13 protein-coding genes are annotated in these 17,505 nt (G+C 72.6%); 5 read left to right on the top strand and 8 right to left on the bottom strand.

Features of this window, described 5'->3' with window-relative positions:
- Window positions 1–135: 135 nt before the first annotated feature.
- From SSBG_RS19590 to SSBG_RS19575, 4 genes are all read right to left on the bottom strand, one after another.
- Complete coding sequence (locus SSBG_RS19590) at window positions 136–1,029, bottom strand: NAD-dependent epimerase/dehydratase family protein (RefSeq protein WP_037870181.1); 894 nt, start codon at window positions 1,027–1,029, stop codon at window positions 136–138.
- A 131-nt stretch (window positions 1,030–1,160) separates the two neighbouring features.
- Window positions 1,161–2,063, bottom strand: a complete 903-nt coding sequence (locus tag SSBG_RS19585) for a carbohydrate ABC transporter permease (RefSeq protein ID WP_008747811.1) — start codon at window positions 2,061–2,063, stop codon at window positions 1,161–1,163.
- Window positions 2,060–3,043, bottom strand: a complete 984-nt coding sequence (locus SSBG_RS19580) for a carbohydrate ABC transporter permease (RefSeq protein WP_037870180.1) — start codon at window positions 3,041–3,043, stop codon at window positions 2,060–2,062. Before SSBG_RS19580 ends, SSBG_RS19585 begins: the two co-directional genes overlap by 4 nt.
- Complete coding sequence (locus SSBG_RS19575; RefSeq protein ID WP_008747809.1) at window positions 3,043–4,425, bottom strand: ABC transporter substrate-binding protein; 1,383 nt, start codon at window positions 4,423–4,425, stop codon at window positions 3,043–3,045. The genes SSBG_RS19580 and SSBG_RS19575 overlap by 1 nt, the downstream gene beginning before the upstream one ends.
- Window positions 4,426–4,598: 173 nt before the next feature.
- Between SSBG_RS19575 and SSBG_RS19570 the strand changes: the two genes are divergently transcribed.
- A complete protein-coding gene (locus SSBG_RS19570; protein WP_008747808.1) occupies window positions 4,599–5,927 on the top strand; it encodes a D-galactonate dehydratase in 1,329 nt (442 codons plus the stop codon).
- A gap of 127 nt (window positions 5,928–6,054) precedes the next feature.
- Here SSBG_RS19570 and SSBG_RS19565 read toward each other — a convergent pair whose 3' ends face one another.
- On the bottom strand, window positions 6,055–7,266 hold the full coding sequence (locus SSBG_RS19565; RefSeq protein WP_008747807.1) for an ROK family transcriptional regulator: 1,212 nt from the start codon (window positions 7,264–7,266) through the stop codon (window positions 6,055–6,057).
- 234 nt (window positions 7,267–7,500) lie between these two features.
- A complete protein-coding gene (locus SSBG_RS19560) occupies window positions 7,501–9,087 on the bottom strand; it encodes a GH39 family glycosyl hydrolase (protein WP_008747806.1) in 1,587 nt (528 codons plus the stop codon).
- A gap of 132 nt (window positions 9,088–9,219) precedes the next feature.
- Here SSBG_RS19560 and SSBG_RS19555 point away from each other — a divergent pair, with 132 nt between their 5' ends.
- Window positions 9,220–10,014, top strand: coding sequence for a phosphatase (locus SSBG_RS19555; RefSeq protein ID WP_037870177.1), 795 nt, complete (start codon window positions 9,220–9,222; stop codon window positions 10,012–10,014).
- Window positions 10,015–10,935: 921 nt separating this feature from the next.
- Here the strand turns inward: SSBG_RS19555 and SSBG_RS19550 are convergent.
- Window positions 10,936–12,783, bottom strand: coding sequence for a serine hydrolase domain-containing protein (locus SSBG_RS19550; RefSeq protein ID WP_050776796.1), 1,848 nt, complete (start codon window positions 12,781–12,783; stop codon window positions 10,936–10,938).
- A gap of 710 nt (window positions 12,784–13,493) precedes the next feature.
- Here SSBG_RS19550 and SSBG_RS19545 point away from each other — a divergent pair.
- The 3 genes from SSBG_RS19545 (at window position 13,494) to SSBG_RS19540 (ending at window position 16,670) form a co-directional block, all read left to right on the top strand.
- Entirely contained in the window at window positions 13,494–15,515 is a 2,022-nt protein-coding gene (locus SSBG_RS19545; RefSeq protein WP_008747803.1) for a purple acid phosphatase family protein, read from the top strand.
- A gap of 175 nt (window positions 15,516–15,690) precedes the next feature.
- Entirely contained in the window at window positions 15,691–15,858 is a 168-nt protein-coding gene (locus SSBG_RS34970; RefSeq protein ID WP_234010598.1) for a hypothetical protein, read from the top strand.
- Window positions 15,859–15,866: 8 nt separating this feature from the next.
- Window positions 15,867–16,670 (top strand): DUF916 domain-containing protein, encoded by an 804-nt coding sequence (locus SSBG_RS19540; protein ID WP_234010597.1) that lies wholly within the window; start codon window positions 15,867–15,869, stop codon window positions 16,668–16,670.
- Between the two features lie 63 nt (window positions 16,671–16,733).
- Here SSBG_RS19540 and SSBG_RS19535 read toward each other — a convergent pair.
- Window positions 16,734–17,505, bottom strand: a 772-nt coding sequence (locus tag SSBG_RS19535) for an ABC transporter permease (RefSeq protein WP_037870173.1), incomplete at its 5' end; no start/stop codon positions are given.

Here is a 17,505-nt window from a genome sequence, read left to right as displayed (position 1 = left end):
GTGGGCGGGGCGGCGGGGCGGGCGGTGCGGCAGGTGAGGCGGGGCGAGCGGTGCGGCGGGCGGGCGGTGCGGGGCCGTACGCACGAGGGCCCCGCACCGTGGCCGGTGCGGGGCCCCGCCGGGCGCGGGCCCGGGTCAGCGCCAGGTGTGCCGCGGTGTGAAGCCGAGCACGTCGCGCATCCGGGCGGTGGCGAAGAGCGAGTCGTGCCCGCCGAACCCGTCGCGGATCTCCGCGTCGGGGTGGTAGACCGCGAGGAGTTCGCGGCTGGGCTCCAGGGCCTCGGTGTCGGGGGCGGCGACGTTGACGACGTGGTGCCCGGTGAGCGGCGCGGTGAGCGCGGCCCGTACGGAGGCGGCGGCGTCCTCGGTGTGCAGCCAGCCCCACAGCTCGCGGCGGGCGCGGCCCGCGTCCTCGTGGGTGCTCGCGAGGCGCGTCTTCAGCCGCTCGCCCATGCCGACGAAGGGGAAGCGGAGCATGACGGTCTCGGTGCCGAAGCGCCGGGTCGTGAAGGCCGCGGCCTCCTCGGACATGACCTTCGACAGTCCGTAGGAGTCGACCGTGAGGTTGGGGTGCTCCTCGTCCACCGGTACGTACACGGGGTGCAGGTCGCGGTCCGCCCAGGCGAGGCCGACCGCCGAGAGGCTGGAGGCGGCGACGACGCGGGGGATGCCGCGCCGCCCGGCCTCCTGGAGGACGAGGTAGGCGGCGAGGACGTTGCTGCGCAGCGTCTCGTCCTCGGAGACGATGCCGGGTGCCGGGTACGCGGCGAGGTGGACGACCCCGGCGACCGGGGAGTCGCCCGCGGTGGCCTGGAGGGTGTCGTAGACGCCGCTCACCGTCCCGGCGTCCGCGAGGTTCCCCGCGGCGAAGGCCGCGCAGCCGGTCTCCGCATCGGGGGCACGCAGGTCGGCGCCGACGACGCGGTAGCCGTGGGCGAGCAGATCGGCGACGACGGCGCGGCCGATGTCCCCGGTGGCGCCGGTCACCAGCACCGTGGCGCCGTGCGGGGCCTCGTGTTCTTCGGTCACCTTGGTACTCCTGAGTAGTGCGCGGTGGTGCTCTGCGCCGGCGGCTGGACGCGGCCGGTTTCCCGCGGGCACCGCGAGGCCCGGCGGGGCTGACCGCCGGGCCTCGTGGATTCCCGCGGGGGGACGGGGGGTCACCCCTTGACCGCTCCCACGAGCCCGTTGACGAAGTATCGCTGGGCGCACAGGAAGAGGATGATCACGGGTATCACCATGATCAGTGCCGCGGCCATGAGGGAGTTGTACTGCACGACGTTGGAGGACTGGAGCTGCTGGAGCGCGATCGGCAGCGTGTACTTGCCCGGGTCGTTGAGGGAGATCCGGGCGAGCTGGTACTCGTTCCACGTCGGGATCGCGGTGAGCAGGGCGATCGTGATGAGCGCCGGGCGGGTCAGCGGCAGGTAGATCCGCGCGAAGATCCGCAGTTCGCCCGCCCCGTCCATGCGGGCCGCCTCGCGCAGCTCACCGGGGACCGCGTTGAAGCTGTTGGTGAGCATGAGGATCGCGAGCGGGGCGCTGCCGTTGACGCCGGGGAGGATCAGGCCCCAGTGCGTGCCGAGGATGTCCATCTTGGACTCCAGGAGCACGACGGGCAGCAGGGTCACGACGCCGGGCACGAAGAGCAGCACCAGGAAGAGGCGGTAGAGCCACTTCTTGCCGGGGAAGTTCAGCGTGGCGAAGGCGTAGGACGCGGCCGAGTAGATGACCACGACGAGGACCGTCGTGAGCACCGTGACCTTGACGCTGTTGAGGAAGTAGTCGAAGAAGTCGAGCCGGTTCCACGTGTCGGTCAGGGTGTGCAGGGTGGGGTGGTGCGGGATGAGGTGCCCGCCCTCCTGCACCTCGGAGTTGGTCTTGAAGGCCGCCGAGACCATCCACAGGAAGGGGTAGAGGCTCACGGCCGCGTAGGCGGCGAGGAGCAGTCCGATGACCGTGCGGACGACGATCTTCGTGACCGGCGTGCCCTTCTTGGTCGTGCGTACGCCGGTCGCCGCGCGCGGTGCGGTGGCGCGGGGGGCGCTGAGCGTGGTGCTCATCCGATCCTCCTCATGGCCCGCTGGTTGATGAAGGCGACGACGAGGGCCGCGAGGAAGAGGAGCCAGCCCAGGGCGCTGGCGAGGCCGAGGGTCGGGGACATCTCGTTGAGGAAGGCGAGGCGGTAGGTCTCCAGACCGAGGACGCTCGTGGAGTCGCCGGGCCCGCCGTTGGTCATGATCAGGAAGGACTGGAAGCCCTGGAGCGAGTCGCGGACGTTGAGCAGGATCACGACGACGGTGATGGGCTTCATGAGCGGCCAGATCACGGAGGTCGTGGTGCGCAGCCAGCCCGCGCCGTCGATCTGGGCGGCCTCGATGAGCGAGGAGTCCAGGGACTGGAGCGAGGTCAGGTAGAGCAGCATGGCGACGGGGACCGCCGACCACACCATGACGACGATCATGGTGGGCAGTGCCGTGTCCGGGTTGCCGAGCCAGCCCTGCGGTTCCTGGAGGCTGCCGAGACCGACCGCCTTGAGGAGCAGGTTGATCGCGCCGCCGGGTTCCAGAATGTAGTTCCAGGCGAAATAGACGGCGATACCCGTGGTGACGTACGGAATGAAGTAGACGGACCGCAGAATTCCCTGGAATCGCTTCACCGAGTTCAGCACGATGGCGAGCGGGAAGGCGATGGCCACGGTGAGGACCGGCACCCCGATGACCACCCACAGGGTGTTCGTGGCGGCCTTCTTCACGATGGGCCAGTACGTCGGGGAACCACCGAGGAGATCCGAGTAGTTCTTGAACCCGCGCCAGTGCCATTCCGGCCAGAAGCCGTTCCACTGCGCGAAGCTCAGACCGAATCCGTAGATCACGGTGTAGGCGCCCATGATCAGGAAGAGGATCACGGCGGGCGCGACGAAGAGGTATCCCCAGGCGGCTTCGTTCCGCCGTTCCCTGAACCGGGCACGGGGCTTCTTCGGCGCCTCGATCCTCGGCTGAGGGGGCACGGCCGCCGGGGCCGCGTCGATGTCAGTGGCCATTAGCCCTGCTCCGCCCAGTAGGACTTCATCATGGAACTCATCCGGGACCCGGTGCTCTTCGGCGAGAGCGTCTTGAGCGGGGTCATTTGAGCGAGGACGGCGCCGACCTTGCCCGCGTCGTAGAGGTTGGGCCGGTACGTCGTGACCGTCGGGTTGTAACCGTCGGGGTCGGTACCGAAGCTCGCCTGCATCGAGTTGAGCGTGGAGCCGAGCTTCTTGGCCTCGGTGTCGCTGAACTTGTTCGGCGGCACGTCATTGGCCTGCTTGCCGAAGGTGGCCGCGATGTCGGGACGGGAGAGGAACTCCATCCACTCCAGGGCCTCCTTCCTGTTGGTGCTCTTCTTCGTCAGGCCGAGGCCGGTGAGCGTGAAGGGCGCCATCTGGAGGTCCGGGGTCTTCGCGTCGGCCGGGGGCGGCACCGGGAAGGTCATGAGGTTGCCGACGTCGTAGCCGTTGTCGGCGAGGAAGGCGAGGGTGTACGTACCGCCGACGTCGACGCTCGCCTTGCCCTGCGCGAAGGCGAGGTCGGCCTCGTCGATGGTCTTCGTCTGGCTGCCGGGCATCCAGTACTGCTGCACCTGGTTGTAGGTGTTCAGCACCTTCTGGCCCTCGGCGCTCGTCCAGCCCTTGCTCGCGTCGCGGCCGAACAGCTCCTGGAAGCGCTCCTTGCCGAGCAGCCCGTAGGCCATCGGCTGCATGATCCACTCCAGCGCCGTGGACGGCGACTTCAGCCCGATCGTGAGACCGCCCTTGCCGCCGAACTCCTTCTTCAGCTTGCCGAGGTCGTCGACGAAGTCCTCCCAGGTCTTCGGCGGTTCGGTGATGCCGGCCTGCGCGGCCCGGTCCTTGTTGAGGTAGACCATGCCCTGCGTGCCGACGGTGATCGGGATGCTGTACCGGTCACCCTGCTTCACGCCCAGCGACTTCGAGCCCTCGGTGAGGGAGCCGTCGTAGTCCGCCTTGGTCACGGTCCCGTCCGCGCGCACCTGCGGGATGAAGCGGCCGAGCCATTGCTTGTCGATCTTGTCCGAGAGATCGTCCAGCAGCCCCGCGCCGCCCAGGGAGAAGTCCTCGCCCTTGGCGTGGACCTCCATCACGTCCGGCAGGTCGTTCGTCCGCGCCGCCGCCTGGATCTTGGTCGAAAAGGCGTCGTCCGGCGTGTATGCCTGGACGTGCACCTTGGTCCCGGTGGCCGCGGTGAACTTCTTCGCCGCGGCCTGGAAAGCGGCCACGTGGGACTGCTTGAAGGTCCACATCGTGAGTTCGCCCGGCTTGGAACCCGTCCCGCCGCCGCTTGCACCACACCCGGTGGCCAGGACGCTCAGCGCGGCGACCGTGGCCAGGATCGAGGAACGGCGCGCGACTGGGAGAAGTCTATTCACGTTCCCAGCGCCTTTCTTCAGAGCTGTCCGTTCAGCCCCATCGGCTTCTCTCGAAGCAGCTCCTGGAATCTAAATCGACTTGATGTACGGTGTCAACAGTCGTAACCGCACGGAAAAACCGCGGAAAAACCTTCCGCCACCGAACCGACACACAGCCTTCCCGGAGGGCTCCCATGGCTTCGTCCGCCCACTCCGACTCCGCCTCCTCCGACGCCCCGGCCGAACTTCCCGCCGAGATTCTCGCAGCGGCCCCCTGGAGCGCCCCCGCCGACGACTCCGAGCACCTGCGCATCACCGCGGTGCGTACCTTCCTCACCGCGCCGCAGGGCTGCCCCTACGTCATCGTGCGCGTCGAGACCAACCAGCCGGGCCTGTACGGGCTCGGCTGCGCCTCCGACCCGCAGCGCACCCTCGCGATCCGCTCGGTCGTGGACGACTACTACGCGCCGATGCTCCTGGGCCGCGACCCCGCCGACATCGAGGACCTGCACCGCCTCCTCTTCAACAGCGGCTACTGGCGCGGCGGCTCGATCGGCCAGAACGCGCTCGCGGGCGTCGACGTCGCGCTGTGGGACATCAAGGGCAAGGTCGCGGGCCTCCCGCTGCACCAGCTCCTCGGCGGGCGCGCCCGCGAGGCCGCCGAGGCCTACACGCACGTGGACGGCGACAACGCCGGCGAGATCGCCGAGAAGGTCCTCGCGGCCCACGAGCGCGGCTACCGGCACGTCCGCGTGCAGGTCTCGGTGCCCGGCACCGACACGTACGGGACCGCGCCGCGCGACGCCGCCGAGGCCCGCCGCCGCGAACTGCGCGCCGGGAGCTGGGACTCCCTCGCCTACCTGCGGCACGTGCCCCCGGTGCTCCGCGAGATCCGCGAGCGGGTCGGCACGGGCGTCGAGCTGCTGCACGACGCGCACGAGCGGCTGACGCCCTCGCAGGCCCGCGAGCTGGTCCACGAGGTCGAGGACGCGCGGCTCTTCTTCCTGGAGGACGCCCTCGCGCCCGAGGACGCGGCCCACTTCGACCAGCTCCGCGCGGCCGGCTCGGTGCCGCTCGCGGTCGGCGAGCTGTACCACGACGTGATGATGTACCTGCCGCTCCTCCAGCGCCAGGTCATCGACTTCGCGCGCATCCGCGTCCCCACCCTGGGCGGCCTCACGCCGACCCGCAAGCTCGTCGCCGCCGTCGAGCTGTTCGGCGCGCGCACCGCGCCGCACGGCCCCGGCGACGTGAGCCCGGTGGGCATGGCTGCGAACCTGGGCCTCGACCTCAGCTCCCCCGCCTTCGGCGTCCAGGAGGCGGCGACCTTCCGGGAGCCGACGCGCGAGGTCTTCCCCGGCACCCCGGTCCCCGAGCGCGGCCGCTTCCACGGCAGCGACCGCCCGGGCCTCGGCGTCGACTTCGACGAGGTGGCGGCGCGCAAGTACCCGGTCCCCGAGCCCCTGCGCCACGACCGCTGGGCGCTGCTGAGGAACGGGGACGGAAGCGTGCAGCGCCCGTAACCCGCACCGCGTGAGGCCCGGCGGGGGATGATCCCTGCCGGGCCTCACGCGTACCGCGCCGAGCCGGATGGTGTGCGGCGCCGAGCGCGGCGGGCGTACGGGCCGGAGTTCCGGGGGCCGCGGCCCCTCAGGCCAGCAGCAAGGATCTCGGCTGCGCCGACAGCGTGCGGTCGAGGACGAGGCACGCCGCCCCCACCGCCGCCACGTCCTCCCCTATCGCCGTCGTCGTCACGGTCGTCCCGTGGACCGGCTTCACGAAGGGGGACTCGGCGACCATCGGCTCGATGAGCGGCAGCAGCCGGGGGGCGAGCAGCGGCCAGAGGGGGCCGCCGAAGACGATCGTGTCGGAGTCGAGCAGGGTCGCCGCCGCGGTGACGCCGCGGCCGATCCGTACGCCCCAGCGGTCGATGATCCCGGCCGCGCGCGGCTCGCCGTCGGCGGCGATACGGGCCAGGTGCTGGAGGCTGCGCTGGGCGTCCTGCGGGTCGGTCGGGGTGAACTCGTGCCCGAGCGCGCCCAGTTCGATGGCCTCCTCGACCAGCGCCCGGCTGGAGCAGGCCGCGCCGAGACCGCCCACCTCGCCGACGTTCCCGGAGGAGCCGCGCAGCACGGTGTCGTCCACGACGAGGCCCATGCCCGAGCCCGTACCGAGGTAGAAGAAGAGGAAGTTGCGGCTGTCGGTCGCCGCGCCCGACCAGCGCTCGGCGACGGCGGCGGCCACCACGTCCTTGTCGAGCAGCGCGGGGAAACCGGTGTCGGCCTCCAGGCGCTCGCGCAGCGGAAAGCTTCCCCAGCCCGGGAGTTCGGGCGGGTCGATGACGAGCCCCGCGACCGGGTCCACGGGGCCGGGGGCCGCGATGCCGAGCCCGAGCACGCGCTCCTGGTCGACGCCGGAGTCCTCGATCAGCGCGCCGACCGAGGCGGCCATCCCGGCGAGCAGCGCCTCGGTGTGCACGCCGCGCGGAGTCGGCTCGCTGCGCCGGGCGACGACGGTGCCGAGCAGGTCGAGGAGGACGTACGTGATGACGGCCGGATCGAGGTGGACCCCGATCGCGTACCGGGCGCCCGGCGTGACCTGGAGCAGCGTGCGCGGTTTGCCGCTGCCCGTGGACTGCTTGCCCGATTCGCGGGCGACGCCCTGGTCGAGCAGCCGGCGGGTGATGTTGGAGACGGTCTGCGCCGACAGGCCGGTGGCCTCGGCGAGCTCGACGCGGCTCAGCCCCGCCTTGTGACGGCGGATCGCGTCGAGCACGACCGATTCGTTGAAGTCCCCCATGCGGGGCAGATTGGTCCCGCGCCGGATCGACGTCTTCGTGGCACTCGCCCTTTTTGTCGTCACGCTCGGGTCTCTCCTGGACGGTTACCGGCCCCGGAGGGGGCGGCGCGGGCGCCGGACCCCGAGGGGGCGTGTCCCACCCCTCCAGTGCGTCGATTTGAGGAAATGCTACCGGCTCGCGCGGTGCCCGGGACAAGCACCGCGCGGCGGCAGACACCGCGACGCGGGGGTGGCGTCACGAGCCGGTGCCGCCGTCCCGTTACGTATCACCACCCCCGCGCCAGTCTGTGGGGCCCCTCAGAGCTGCCGGACCAGAGCCAGCGCCCAGGGGGCGAGGGTGACCTCGTACCGCAGCACGCCGTCCGCGCCGGCCCGCACGGTGCGCACGTCGGTGGCGCGCGCGAGGCGGTCGATGTGGGCGAGTTGCTCGCGGGTCGGGGCCTCGGGGGAGCCGAGGGCGCGCCAGGCGCCGAGGGCGTTGCCGTGCTCGGTGTCGAGGATCTCGATCTCGAAGGGCGTGCCGGGGGCGAGCCCTTCCAGCGCGAGCGCGAGGGTGCGCGGCGTGCCCTTGGCCTCGGTGGCGTCGGCGAGGTCACGGCTGTCGAAGGAGGCGGGGACGGAGCGGGGCTCCTCCGCCGGGTAGTGGTAGGCGAGCGCGGTGAGCCGGCCGCTCGCGGCGTCGCGGGTGAGGACGTGGTCCTCGCCGCTGCCGATCAGCTCGTCGCCGAGGCGGTGGAGCATCCGGTAGGCGTGGAAGGTCGGCTTGGGGATGCCCGGCAGCGTGATCATGCCGAAGCCGCCGTGGAACAGCTCGTCGCCCGCGCCGCCCTCTTCGAAGACGTCCGTGAACGTCCAGTACGAGAGGGAGTGCACGGTGTCCAGCGAGTGGAGGATCGAGCGGGTCACGTAGGTCGCGGCCGGGAGCGTGTCGTGCGTGTGGTCGCGGGGCGAGGAGGACGAGGACCACTCGGTGAGGTGGATCTCGGCGTCCGGATACGCGCTCTTGGCGACGAGGTCGCGCAGGAGGGCGAGGTCGACCGGGGTCGCGTCCTTGCCGCGGGTGAGCTTCTGGCCCTGGCCGTGCTCGTCGAGCGCCCAGTCCGTGGGGTACGGGTGGGTCGAGACGAAGTCGACGGGCAGCTTCTCCTCGGCGCAGTAGGCGAGGAAGGAGTCGAACCAGACCGGGCGCCAGTCGTAGGTGTCGATGTTCTCGTCGCCCACGACCACCCGGGCGTCGACGTTCTCGCTCTCGCCGTCGAAGCGGGCGTCGGGGACGAAGTTCGAGGTCGCGGGGCCGCCGACGCGCAGGGCGGGATCCACGGCCTTCACGGCGCGCGCCGTCGTCCGGTACAGCTCGAAGTACTCGGAGCGGGTGCCGTGGAAGAAGCCCCACAGGTTGGCCTCGTTCCACACCTCGAAGTACCAGGTGCGGACCTCTTCGGCGCCGTAGCGGGCGATCCAGTGCTCCGTGATGCGGGTGATCAGCTCGCCCCACTTGCCCTGGTCGACGGGCGGGGCGCCGTTGGCGCGCCACCAGAAGACGGTGTTCGTCTCACGGGCGAGGGCGCTCGGGGTGAAGCCGAACTCCACGAAGGGGCGGACGCCGAGGTCGAGGAGGAAGTCGAAGAGCGCGTCCACGTACTGGAAGTTGTAGACGGGCGTGCCGTCCTCGCGCTCCGTGTAGACGAACATGTCGTCGTGGAAGAGCCCGTGGAAGCGGATGTACTCGAACCCGGCCTCGCGCTTGGCCTCGGCGAGCTGGCGCTGCCAGTCGGCCCGCAGGCCCTCGTTGGCACGGCCCGCACCGACGACGCGGCTCCAGTAGTGCGGCAGCGGGGTCGCGGCGGCGCTCGCGTGACCGCTGACGGAGATGTCGCCCGGCATGGTGTTCCTTCCCTCGTGGTGCCCGCGTGAGGGCCTGACCGACTCATTAAATCAAAATGATAGACATAAGCCAAGACCAGGGGAGGCGGCTAAATCCGCCGCTCCCGGGGCGGCCACGGCAGAATGGGTCCCATGCCCATACCGAGCCGCGCCGACCTGCGCACGCACCTCGTGGAGACCCGCATCAGCGGGGATGTCGCCACCCCCCGTGAGAACAACCTCGCCCACTACCGCCACCTCGCCAACGGCAAGCGCAACTGGTGGCTCGGCCTGGAGCTGGGCGACCGCTGGACCGACGAGCAGGACGTCCTCGCCGTGATGGCGGAGCGCTGCGGCGTGAACGACGACCCCGGCCACCGCCAGGGCCAGGACACGATCGACGTGGACCTGACCCTCGCGGGCCTGGACCGCATGGCCGCCCGGCTGCGCGAGGCGGCGGAGGCGGGCGAACGCGTCCTCGTCGCCACCGGGCACCCGGGCGCCCTCCTCGACCTGCACCGCCGCACCGCGCAGGCACTGCGCGAGGCGGGCTGCGACATCGTCCGCATCCCGGGCGGCCTGCGCGCGGACGACGGCTTCGTCGCCCAGTTCGCGGACGTCGCGGTGTACGAGGCCGGGGCGAGCCTGTGGCACACCCACTCCCCCGCCCCGATGGACGCGATCCTCGACGGCCTGGAGCGCGCCGGCGAAGCCCTCCCCTCCCTCGTCGTCGCCGACCACGGCTGGGCGGGCCGCGCGGCCCAGCGCGGCATCGACTCGATCGGCTACGCGGACTGCAACGACCCGGCCCTCTTCATCGGCGAACTGGAAGGCACGATGCGGGTCACGGTCCCCCTGGACGACCACGTGACCGACCCCCGCTTCTACGAACCGATGACCGCGTACTTGCTGGACGCGGCGGGACTGCCGGGGGCGGAGGGGGTGTAGGGGGGGGCGGAGGGCGGGCGTTGGGGGGCTTGGCTGTGGGGGCGGGCCGTACGGGGGCGGCTTGGTCGATGGGGCTTGGCCGTGGGGCGCTTGGCCGTACGGGGGCGGGGCCTGAGTACCAAAAAGGGGCCTGCGCACCGGGTGGTGCAGGGCTTGGCCGTACGGAGCGGGGCCGGGGCTTGGCTCTACGGGGGCGGGGCGGGGGCTGGCCGCACGAGGCGGGCCGGGTCTTGGACGCACGAGGCAAGGCGGGCCGGGGCCGTCGTAGCAAGTGCGGCCCGCGCCCCGGGTGGTGCAGGACTTGGGCGCACAGGGCGGGCCCGGGCTTGCCCGCGCGAGGCGGGGCGCGGCCCGCGTACCGGGTGCGCCCCGCGTACTGACTCTGGGGCGGGGTTGACCGGTAGAGGCCAGCCAGGCCCCACGGGGCTGGGCGGGGCTTTGACCGTACGGGGGGGCGGCCGCCGTAGGAGGCTTGGCCGCAGGGGGCGGGGTCCGCGTACCGGGCGGGGCGGGAGAGCCGGGCGAAGGCGCGACGACTGTGCGGCGCCAACCGGAACCAGACGAGGCAGCCGTTTCCCGCGACGCGAGGCGGGAGAGCCGTTCCTGATCGGGCGGGGACCTCCTCCCGTGCCTCGATCCGGACGTGGCGGCTTCCGCCGGGATCGCGCAGGCCGTCAGCGTCGGGACTCCCCGGCCCCGCGCGCTCGTGCAGCTCTTCCGCGTTCCTGTCCTCCGCCGCGCCACCCGGTGGTCGGCGTGGCTGGCTAGCCACCCGGGCTCGGCTACGGCCCGGCGTTCCCCGCGCCGCCCCCTCCGCGCCCGAGGCCCGTGTCCGCGCCGGACGCCAACACCACGCGCGTGCCCCGCGCGCGCGTAGGGGCCCGGACCGCGTTGCGTCCGGGCCCCACACGCCTCCCCGCGCTACCGGCCGATCACCCGGTACACGGCGCACACCCCGACGAAGACCGGCGCCGCGAGTGCCACGAGGCCGTAGCCCACCCGCGCCACCGGGCGCCACCAGCCCCGGCGCCACGCGAGCACCGCGCACACCACCGTCGCGCAGGCGCCGCCCGCCGCCACCGCGACGAGCCGGGGCACAGCGGTCAGGAGCGGCGAATCGTCCACCATCACCGCGCGGTTGAGCGCGTCGACGTCCAGGGACAGGAACAGGAAGCACGTGGCGGCGGCCGTGGACAGCGCCGCCGTCGTCCACAGCAGCACCCCGGCGACGCGCGCCCCACCGGGCACGGGCACGGCCCGGCCGCGTACGACCCGGACCAGCGCCCCCACCGGCAGGACGAGCACCGCGAGCACGAGCAGCGCGAGGCTGCCCGCGAGGGCCCCGGTGTGCGGCGCGGGCGAGGCGTACCAGGACAGCCGCTCGTAGGCGACGGAGGCGTCCGTCGAGACGAGGAGCCTGCCGCCCCGGAAGGCGATCCGGGCCTGCCCGCCGTCCTGCTGGAAGAGCCCCGGGCTCAGTTGCACCCAGCGCAGCTCACCGGCGTCCGGGTCGCGGGTGAGCGGCCCGCTCGTCGTGAGCGTGGCGCCCGCCCCGGCCCGTACGGTCACCGCGCCGGTCAGGGCGGTCAGCCGGGTCAGCTCGTGGGAACTGGTGCGCGTGGAACGGTAGGTGCCGGCGTAGCGGGCCACGTCCGCGCGGGAACGGGACTCCCGCACCGTACGGCCTCCGCCGGGGTGACCCGCACGGTCCGTGGCGGGATGCTCCGCACGGTCCGTGGCGGCGGGCTCCGCCGGGGCCGTGGCGAAGTGGTCGGCCACGCGGTCGGCGACCTCCTGCCCGGCCCAGGCGGCCCTGCCGTCCGTACCGTCACCGTTGTAGACGACGTAGACCCCCGTGGCGTGCCCGGGCAGCAGCGCGAGGTTGCCGTGAAAGCCGGGCAGGTCACCGTCCTTGACGAGCATCCGCTGCTCGCCGCGCTCGCGCTCCTCCAGGACGTAGCCGAGGCCGGGCAACCTCGGGTCGTTGCCGAACTGCCTGTGCGTCAAGGCGTGCAGGGACGCCGCCGAGAGGACACGGCCGTCGTCGGCGAGCAGGGCGCGCAGCAGGCGGCCCATGTCGCCGGCGGTGCCCACGGTGCCCGCGCCCGTGGGACTCCAGGCGCCGTACTGACCGTTCTCCCTCACCTGCCCGCCGCCCCCGCCCGGCCGGTGGCCCCGCGCGAGGCGGGCCCCGAGCGCGGCCGGGTGCGGCTGCGCGAAGCTCGTGCTCCGCATCCCGAGCGGACGCAGCACGGAACGGTCCACGTACTGGGCGAAGGGAGTACCGGTGACCGTCTCCACAAGGTAACCAGCCAACGCCATCCCGTAGTTGTCGTAACTCGCCACCTTCCCGGGCGCGCGCACACGGCGCGGCTGGTGCGCCGCCAGGTCCTCCCCGAGCGGGCGCACCGCGCGCGGGTCCGTCTCGGCCCTGCCGAGGATGTCGGGGTCGAAGCCCGCCGTATGAGTCAGCAAGTCCCGTACTCTCACCGGCTGTCCGGGACAGGTATCAGCGATCTTGAAGGTTCTCAGGTAGCGGTTCACATCGGTGTCCAGGCCGAGCCGCCCCTTCTCCACCTGCTGGAGCACCGCGATCGCCGTGAGCAGCTTGGCGTCCGAGGCGAGGAAGAAGCCCGTGCGCTCCGGATCGACGGGCGTCCGCGCCCCGGCATCCGCGTACCCGTACCCCTTCGCCAGCACCTGCCGCCCCTCCCTGACCACCACGACGGCGGCCCCCGGAATCCGGTACTCGCCGAGCTGCGCACGCACGAGACGATCCACCTCACGCGCAAGCGCGACATCCCCGCCGGAAGCGGAGGCGGAAGCGGGGGCGGGGACGCGGGGCGGGGAGGCGGGCCGGACTGCGGAGGGCTGGGCGGGGGCGCCACCCCCGGCAGGGGCCTCGGCGGGGGCGCCGCGCCCCGCCGCGACAGCCTGGAGCGAGCCCGGGACGAACACCAGCAGGACACCGAGAAGAAGGACCGGGAGAGGGGCGAAGATACGGCCGGAACACCGTCGATTCGTCATAAGCCGAGTCAACTCCCGCACGCTCAAAGGCCCCAGGGGCCTGAGAGGCGTCTTGGGGTGGTGCTGAGTACACCCCGTAGCAGCGCACGGAGACCGAACCCCGCCGGAAACCGGAGCACGACGGCCGCAAGCCGGGGCGCTGGGGAGACGGAGGCACGGGGGCCGGGGCATGGGAGCCGGGGCCGGGCTTCGGGAGCGGAGGCACGGGAGCCGGGGCCGAGGCACGGGGGCCGCAAGCCGGCGAACAGGGACGGGGTACGAGCGGCGGGGCACGGGGGCCGGGCACGTCGGCCGCAAGCCGACGCAGGAGGGCGGGGCACGGCGGCCGGAAACCGGAGCACAGGAGCCGGGCCACGGAGCGGGAGGCACGGCTACCGGAACGAGAGCCCGAGGCGCGACGCGCTACCCGAACGAGGACCCAAGGCGCGGCGGGTTTCCGGAACAAGACCACCATGAACACCAGACCCTCCTCGCGGGCCCCCGGGCGCGCGCGGCCCCGCGCGGTCACCGGGACCGCCGCGGCGATCCTGGGCATGACGATTGCGCTCGGTGGCGCGCTCACCTCGCCCGCCACCGCGGCCGGCACCCCGCCCGCCGCCTCCGCCGGCACCGGGGCCGCGGCCGAGGCCCCGTCCCCCACCGGCGTCATCCTCGGCGTCGGCGCCAACGAGACCCAGCGCACCGTCTCCTGGTACACCGCCACGGACAGCGCCCAGCAGGTGCAGCTCGTCCCGACCGCGCGCCTCGCGGACGGCGAGTTCCCCGCCGACGCCGCCGTCTTCGACGCGACCGGTGCCGCGAACATCGCGACGAGCGGCGGCTTCAACCGGCACGCGACGCTCACCGGGCGTCAGGAGCACACGGCGTACTCGTACCGCGTCGGCGCGGCGGGCGCGTGGTCGCCCACGTACTCCTTCAAGACGCGGGACTTCGAGGGCGATTACGACTTCCTCTTCTACGGGGACCCGCAGATCGGCGCCTCGGGCGACACCGCGAGGGACCAGGCGGGCTGGGAGGACACCGTGGACGTGTCCCTCGCCGCCAACCCGGACGCGGAACTGCTCGTCTCCGGCGGCGACCAGGTCGAGAGCGCGAACAACGAGTCGCAGTGGAACGCCTTCCTCGCCCCCGGCAAGCTCACTCGGTACCCGTGGGCCGCGACGATCGGCAACCACGATGTCGGCGGCAAGGCGTACGAACAGCACCTGTACACGCCGAACACCGACCGCTCGGCGCCGTACTACTCCAACGGGAACCCGTCCTCGAACGCCTCGGGCGGCGACTACTGGTACCTCTACAAGGACACCCTGTTCATCGACCTGAACAGCAACAGCTACGCCACCTCGCAGGGCGGTGGCGGTGACGCGGCGCACCTCTCGTACGTCGAGGACATCATCGCCAAGCACGGTTCCGAGGCGAAGTGGAAGGTGCTGGTCTACCACCACGCCATCCACTCGCCGGCCTCGCACGCCAAGGACGGCGACAACAAGGTGCGCAGGACCGACTTCCCGACGGCCTTCTCGAAGCTGGGCGTGGACCTGGTCCTCCAGGGTCACGACCACAGCTACTCCCGCAGCTACCTGATCAAGAACGGTCAGAAGGCGGACCCGAAGGAGCAGCCGGGAGAGAACGAGGTCTACCCGGGCCCGGGTGGTGTCCTCTACGTGACGGCCAACTCGGCCTCGGGCTCGAAGTACTACGACATCACCGCGCCGGACAACAGCGGGACGAGCGGTGCCGGAAACGGTGCCGACCCGCTCAAGCCGGGGAACTACTGGTACAACTCCGTGCAGAACCAGGAGCACGTGCGCAACTACGTCAAGGTCGGCGTGCGCAAGGACAAGCTCGTCGTGGAGAACCTGCGCAGCGGAACGTGCGCGGCGCCCAACGCGGCCGTCGAGCTGCGGCAGGACGACTGCGCGAACACGGCCGAGGGGCAGCCGGTCGGCTCGATCGTGGACAAGGTCACCGTGCACCCGCACCACGGCGGCGGCCAGGACCTCCAGGTGGACGTCCCCGAGGCGCCGCCCGGTGAGTTCGGCTGGACGATCGACGGCTACAACGGCCTCGTGGACCTCGGCACGGCCAAGGACAAGGACGGCGACCACTTCGAGGCGGCCGGGGCGATCAACCCCCTCGCCGTGACCGACAGCCGCCGCACCCTCGCGCCCTGGTCGGTCTCCGCGAGCGTCGGCGATCTCAGGGACGCGGACAAGTCCTTCTCGGGCTCCTCCCTCGGCTGGACGCCCAAGGTGCTCCGGGAGGGCGCGGGCGCCAGGGCGGGCGCGCCGGTCGCTTCCGGCTACGGCACGGGCGGCAAGGGCCTCTCCGTCTCGCGCGGCCTCGGTTCCGCGCCCCAGGGCCACGCCAAGGGCAAGGCCGGGCTGGGCGCGGACCTGGACCTCAAGATCCCCGGTTCGGCCGCGAAGGGCTCGTACCGGGCGACCCTGACGATCACCGCGCTGAGCAGCTGAGCAGCTGAGCCGTACGCCCCGGGGCGGGCGCCCACCCGGCGCCCGCCCCTCTCACCCCCTGGACCCGAGATGCCCACCGCCACCCGCACCCCCCCTGCGCCCCACCGCCGCCCTCACTACGCGCCCCACCGCCCGCCTCCTCCTGCTCCTCCTCGGCGCCCTCCTCGCCGCCGGCGTGCTCACCCCCGCGCCCGCGCACGCGGCGGACGAGGACGTCACGTGGACGGTCCGCACGGCCCCGAACGCCTACGGCAAGGACCGCTCCAGTTACAGCTACGGCGTGAACCCGGGCGGCCGTGCCGAGGACGCGATGACCGTCGCCAACCGGGCCGGAAGCCGCTGACGCTCACGGTGTACGCGGCCGACGGCTTCACGACGGACACGGGCGCGCTCGACCTGCTCCCGGCGGCGCGCACGTCGGTGGGCGTCGGCGCCTGGGTCCGTACGGACGCCACGAGGATCACCGTCGACCCGGGGAGGACGGTCACGGTCCCCTTCACCGTCACGGTCCCGCGCGGGGCGACGCCCGGCGACTACGTGGGCGGCCTGCTCACCTCGCTCAAGCAGCCGGACGACGCCGAGGGCATCAACGTGGACCGCCGCCTGGGCATCAGGATCAAGCTGCGCGTGAGCGGCGCCCTGCGGCCCGCGCTCGCGGTCGAGGACGCGCACGTCTCGTACGACGGCACGGCCGACCCCTTCGCGAAGGGGAGCGCGACGCTCACGTACACGATCCACAACACCGGCAACGCGGCGGTCGCGGCCCGCCAGGCGGCGCGGCTGAGCGGGCCCTTCGGCTGGTTCGCCGCCCGCGTACGCGCCCCGGAGGACACCCCCGAACTCCTTCCCGGCGAACGCTGGAAGGTCACCGTGCCGGTCACCGGCGTGACCCCGTCCTTCGCCGTGAAGGCACGGATCACCCTGACACCGCTGCTCACCGACGCCTCGGGATCGACGTCCCCCCTCGCCCCGGTGACAGCCACGACCCACGCCCCCGCGATCCCCTGGGTCCTCCTCGTCCTGCTCCTCGTCCTCACCGCCGCCACGGTGACGGCCCTCCGCCTGCGCCGCGACCGCGCGCGGCGCGAGGAGAGCCGCGTCCGCGCGGCCGTGGCAAAGGAACTGGAGGCCCTGTCCGCGCACCCGCGTCCGTGACTCCGGGACGTAGCCGGACAGCCCGGCCGGAGAGCCCAGCCGCTCTCCCGCCTCCCGCTCCCCCTACTCCCGCGCTCCCACACCCTCCCCCGCCCGGCCCCGCAGCGCGACTCTTCCCGGTACCAGCGTCGCGGGGAGCGTCAGCGCCGCCGCCAGGGCCAGGACGCCCGCGTACCACCAGGAGTTGACCGCCGGGGCCGCCGTTCCCGTCATGCCGGCGCCGAACGCCGCGAGGACCGCGTACGCGATGGCCGTGCCGAGGACCGCCGCCGTGAGGAGGACGATCAGGGCCTCGGTGCGGAGCATCGCGCGGAGCTGGCGGCGGGTGGCGCCGACGAGGCGGAGCAGGGCCAGCTCGCGGGAGCGGTCGGAGACCGACATGGCGAGGGTGTTGACGACGGCGATCGCCGTGAAGGCGATGACGAGACCCATCGCGAGGTAGTTCACCTCGGCGTTGGCGCGCTGGATCTCCGCGCGGAGACCGTCGGCGCGGTCGCGGCCGAGGACGGTGACGCCGGGGAACTCCGCGGCGGCGGCGCTCAGTCGCGAGGAGTCCGCGCCGTCCGTCGCGACGAGGACGGAGGAGGCGAGCGGGTTGTCGACGTGGCGGACGACGAGCGCGTGGGCGAGGGTCACGTCCCCGAAGCCGAGGCCGCCCGCGTAGACGGCGACGACGGTGAGCTTCTTCGCGGTACCGTCCCCCAGCGTCAGCTCCAGGGTGTCACCGGGCTTCTTGCCGAGGTGGTCGGCCGCGCGTCGGCCGAGCGCGACGCTGTCCGGGCCGAACCCGGCGAGGGAGCCCCGTACGACGTCCGGGTTCCACGTCCGCCGCAGC

The organism is Streptomyces sp. SPB074 (assembly GCF_000154905.1).
Lineage (GTDB): Bacteria > Actinomycetota > Actinomycetes > Streptomycetales > Streptomycetaceae > Streptomyces.
Note: the sequence above shows the minus strand (reverse complement) of the source record. Positions and strands in the feature narration are given on the sequence as shown.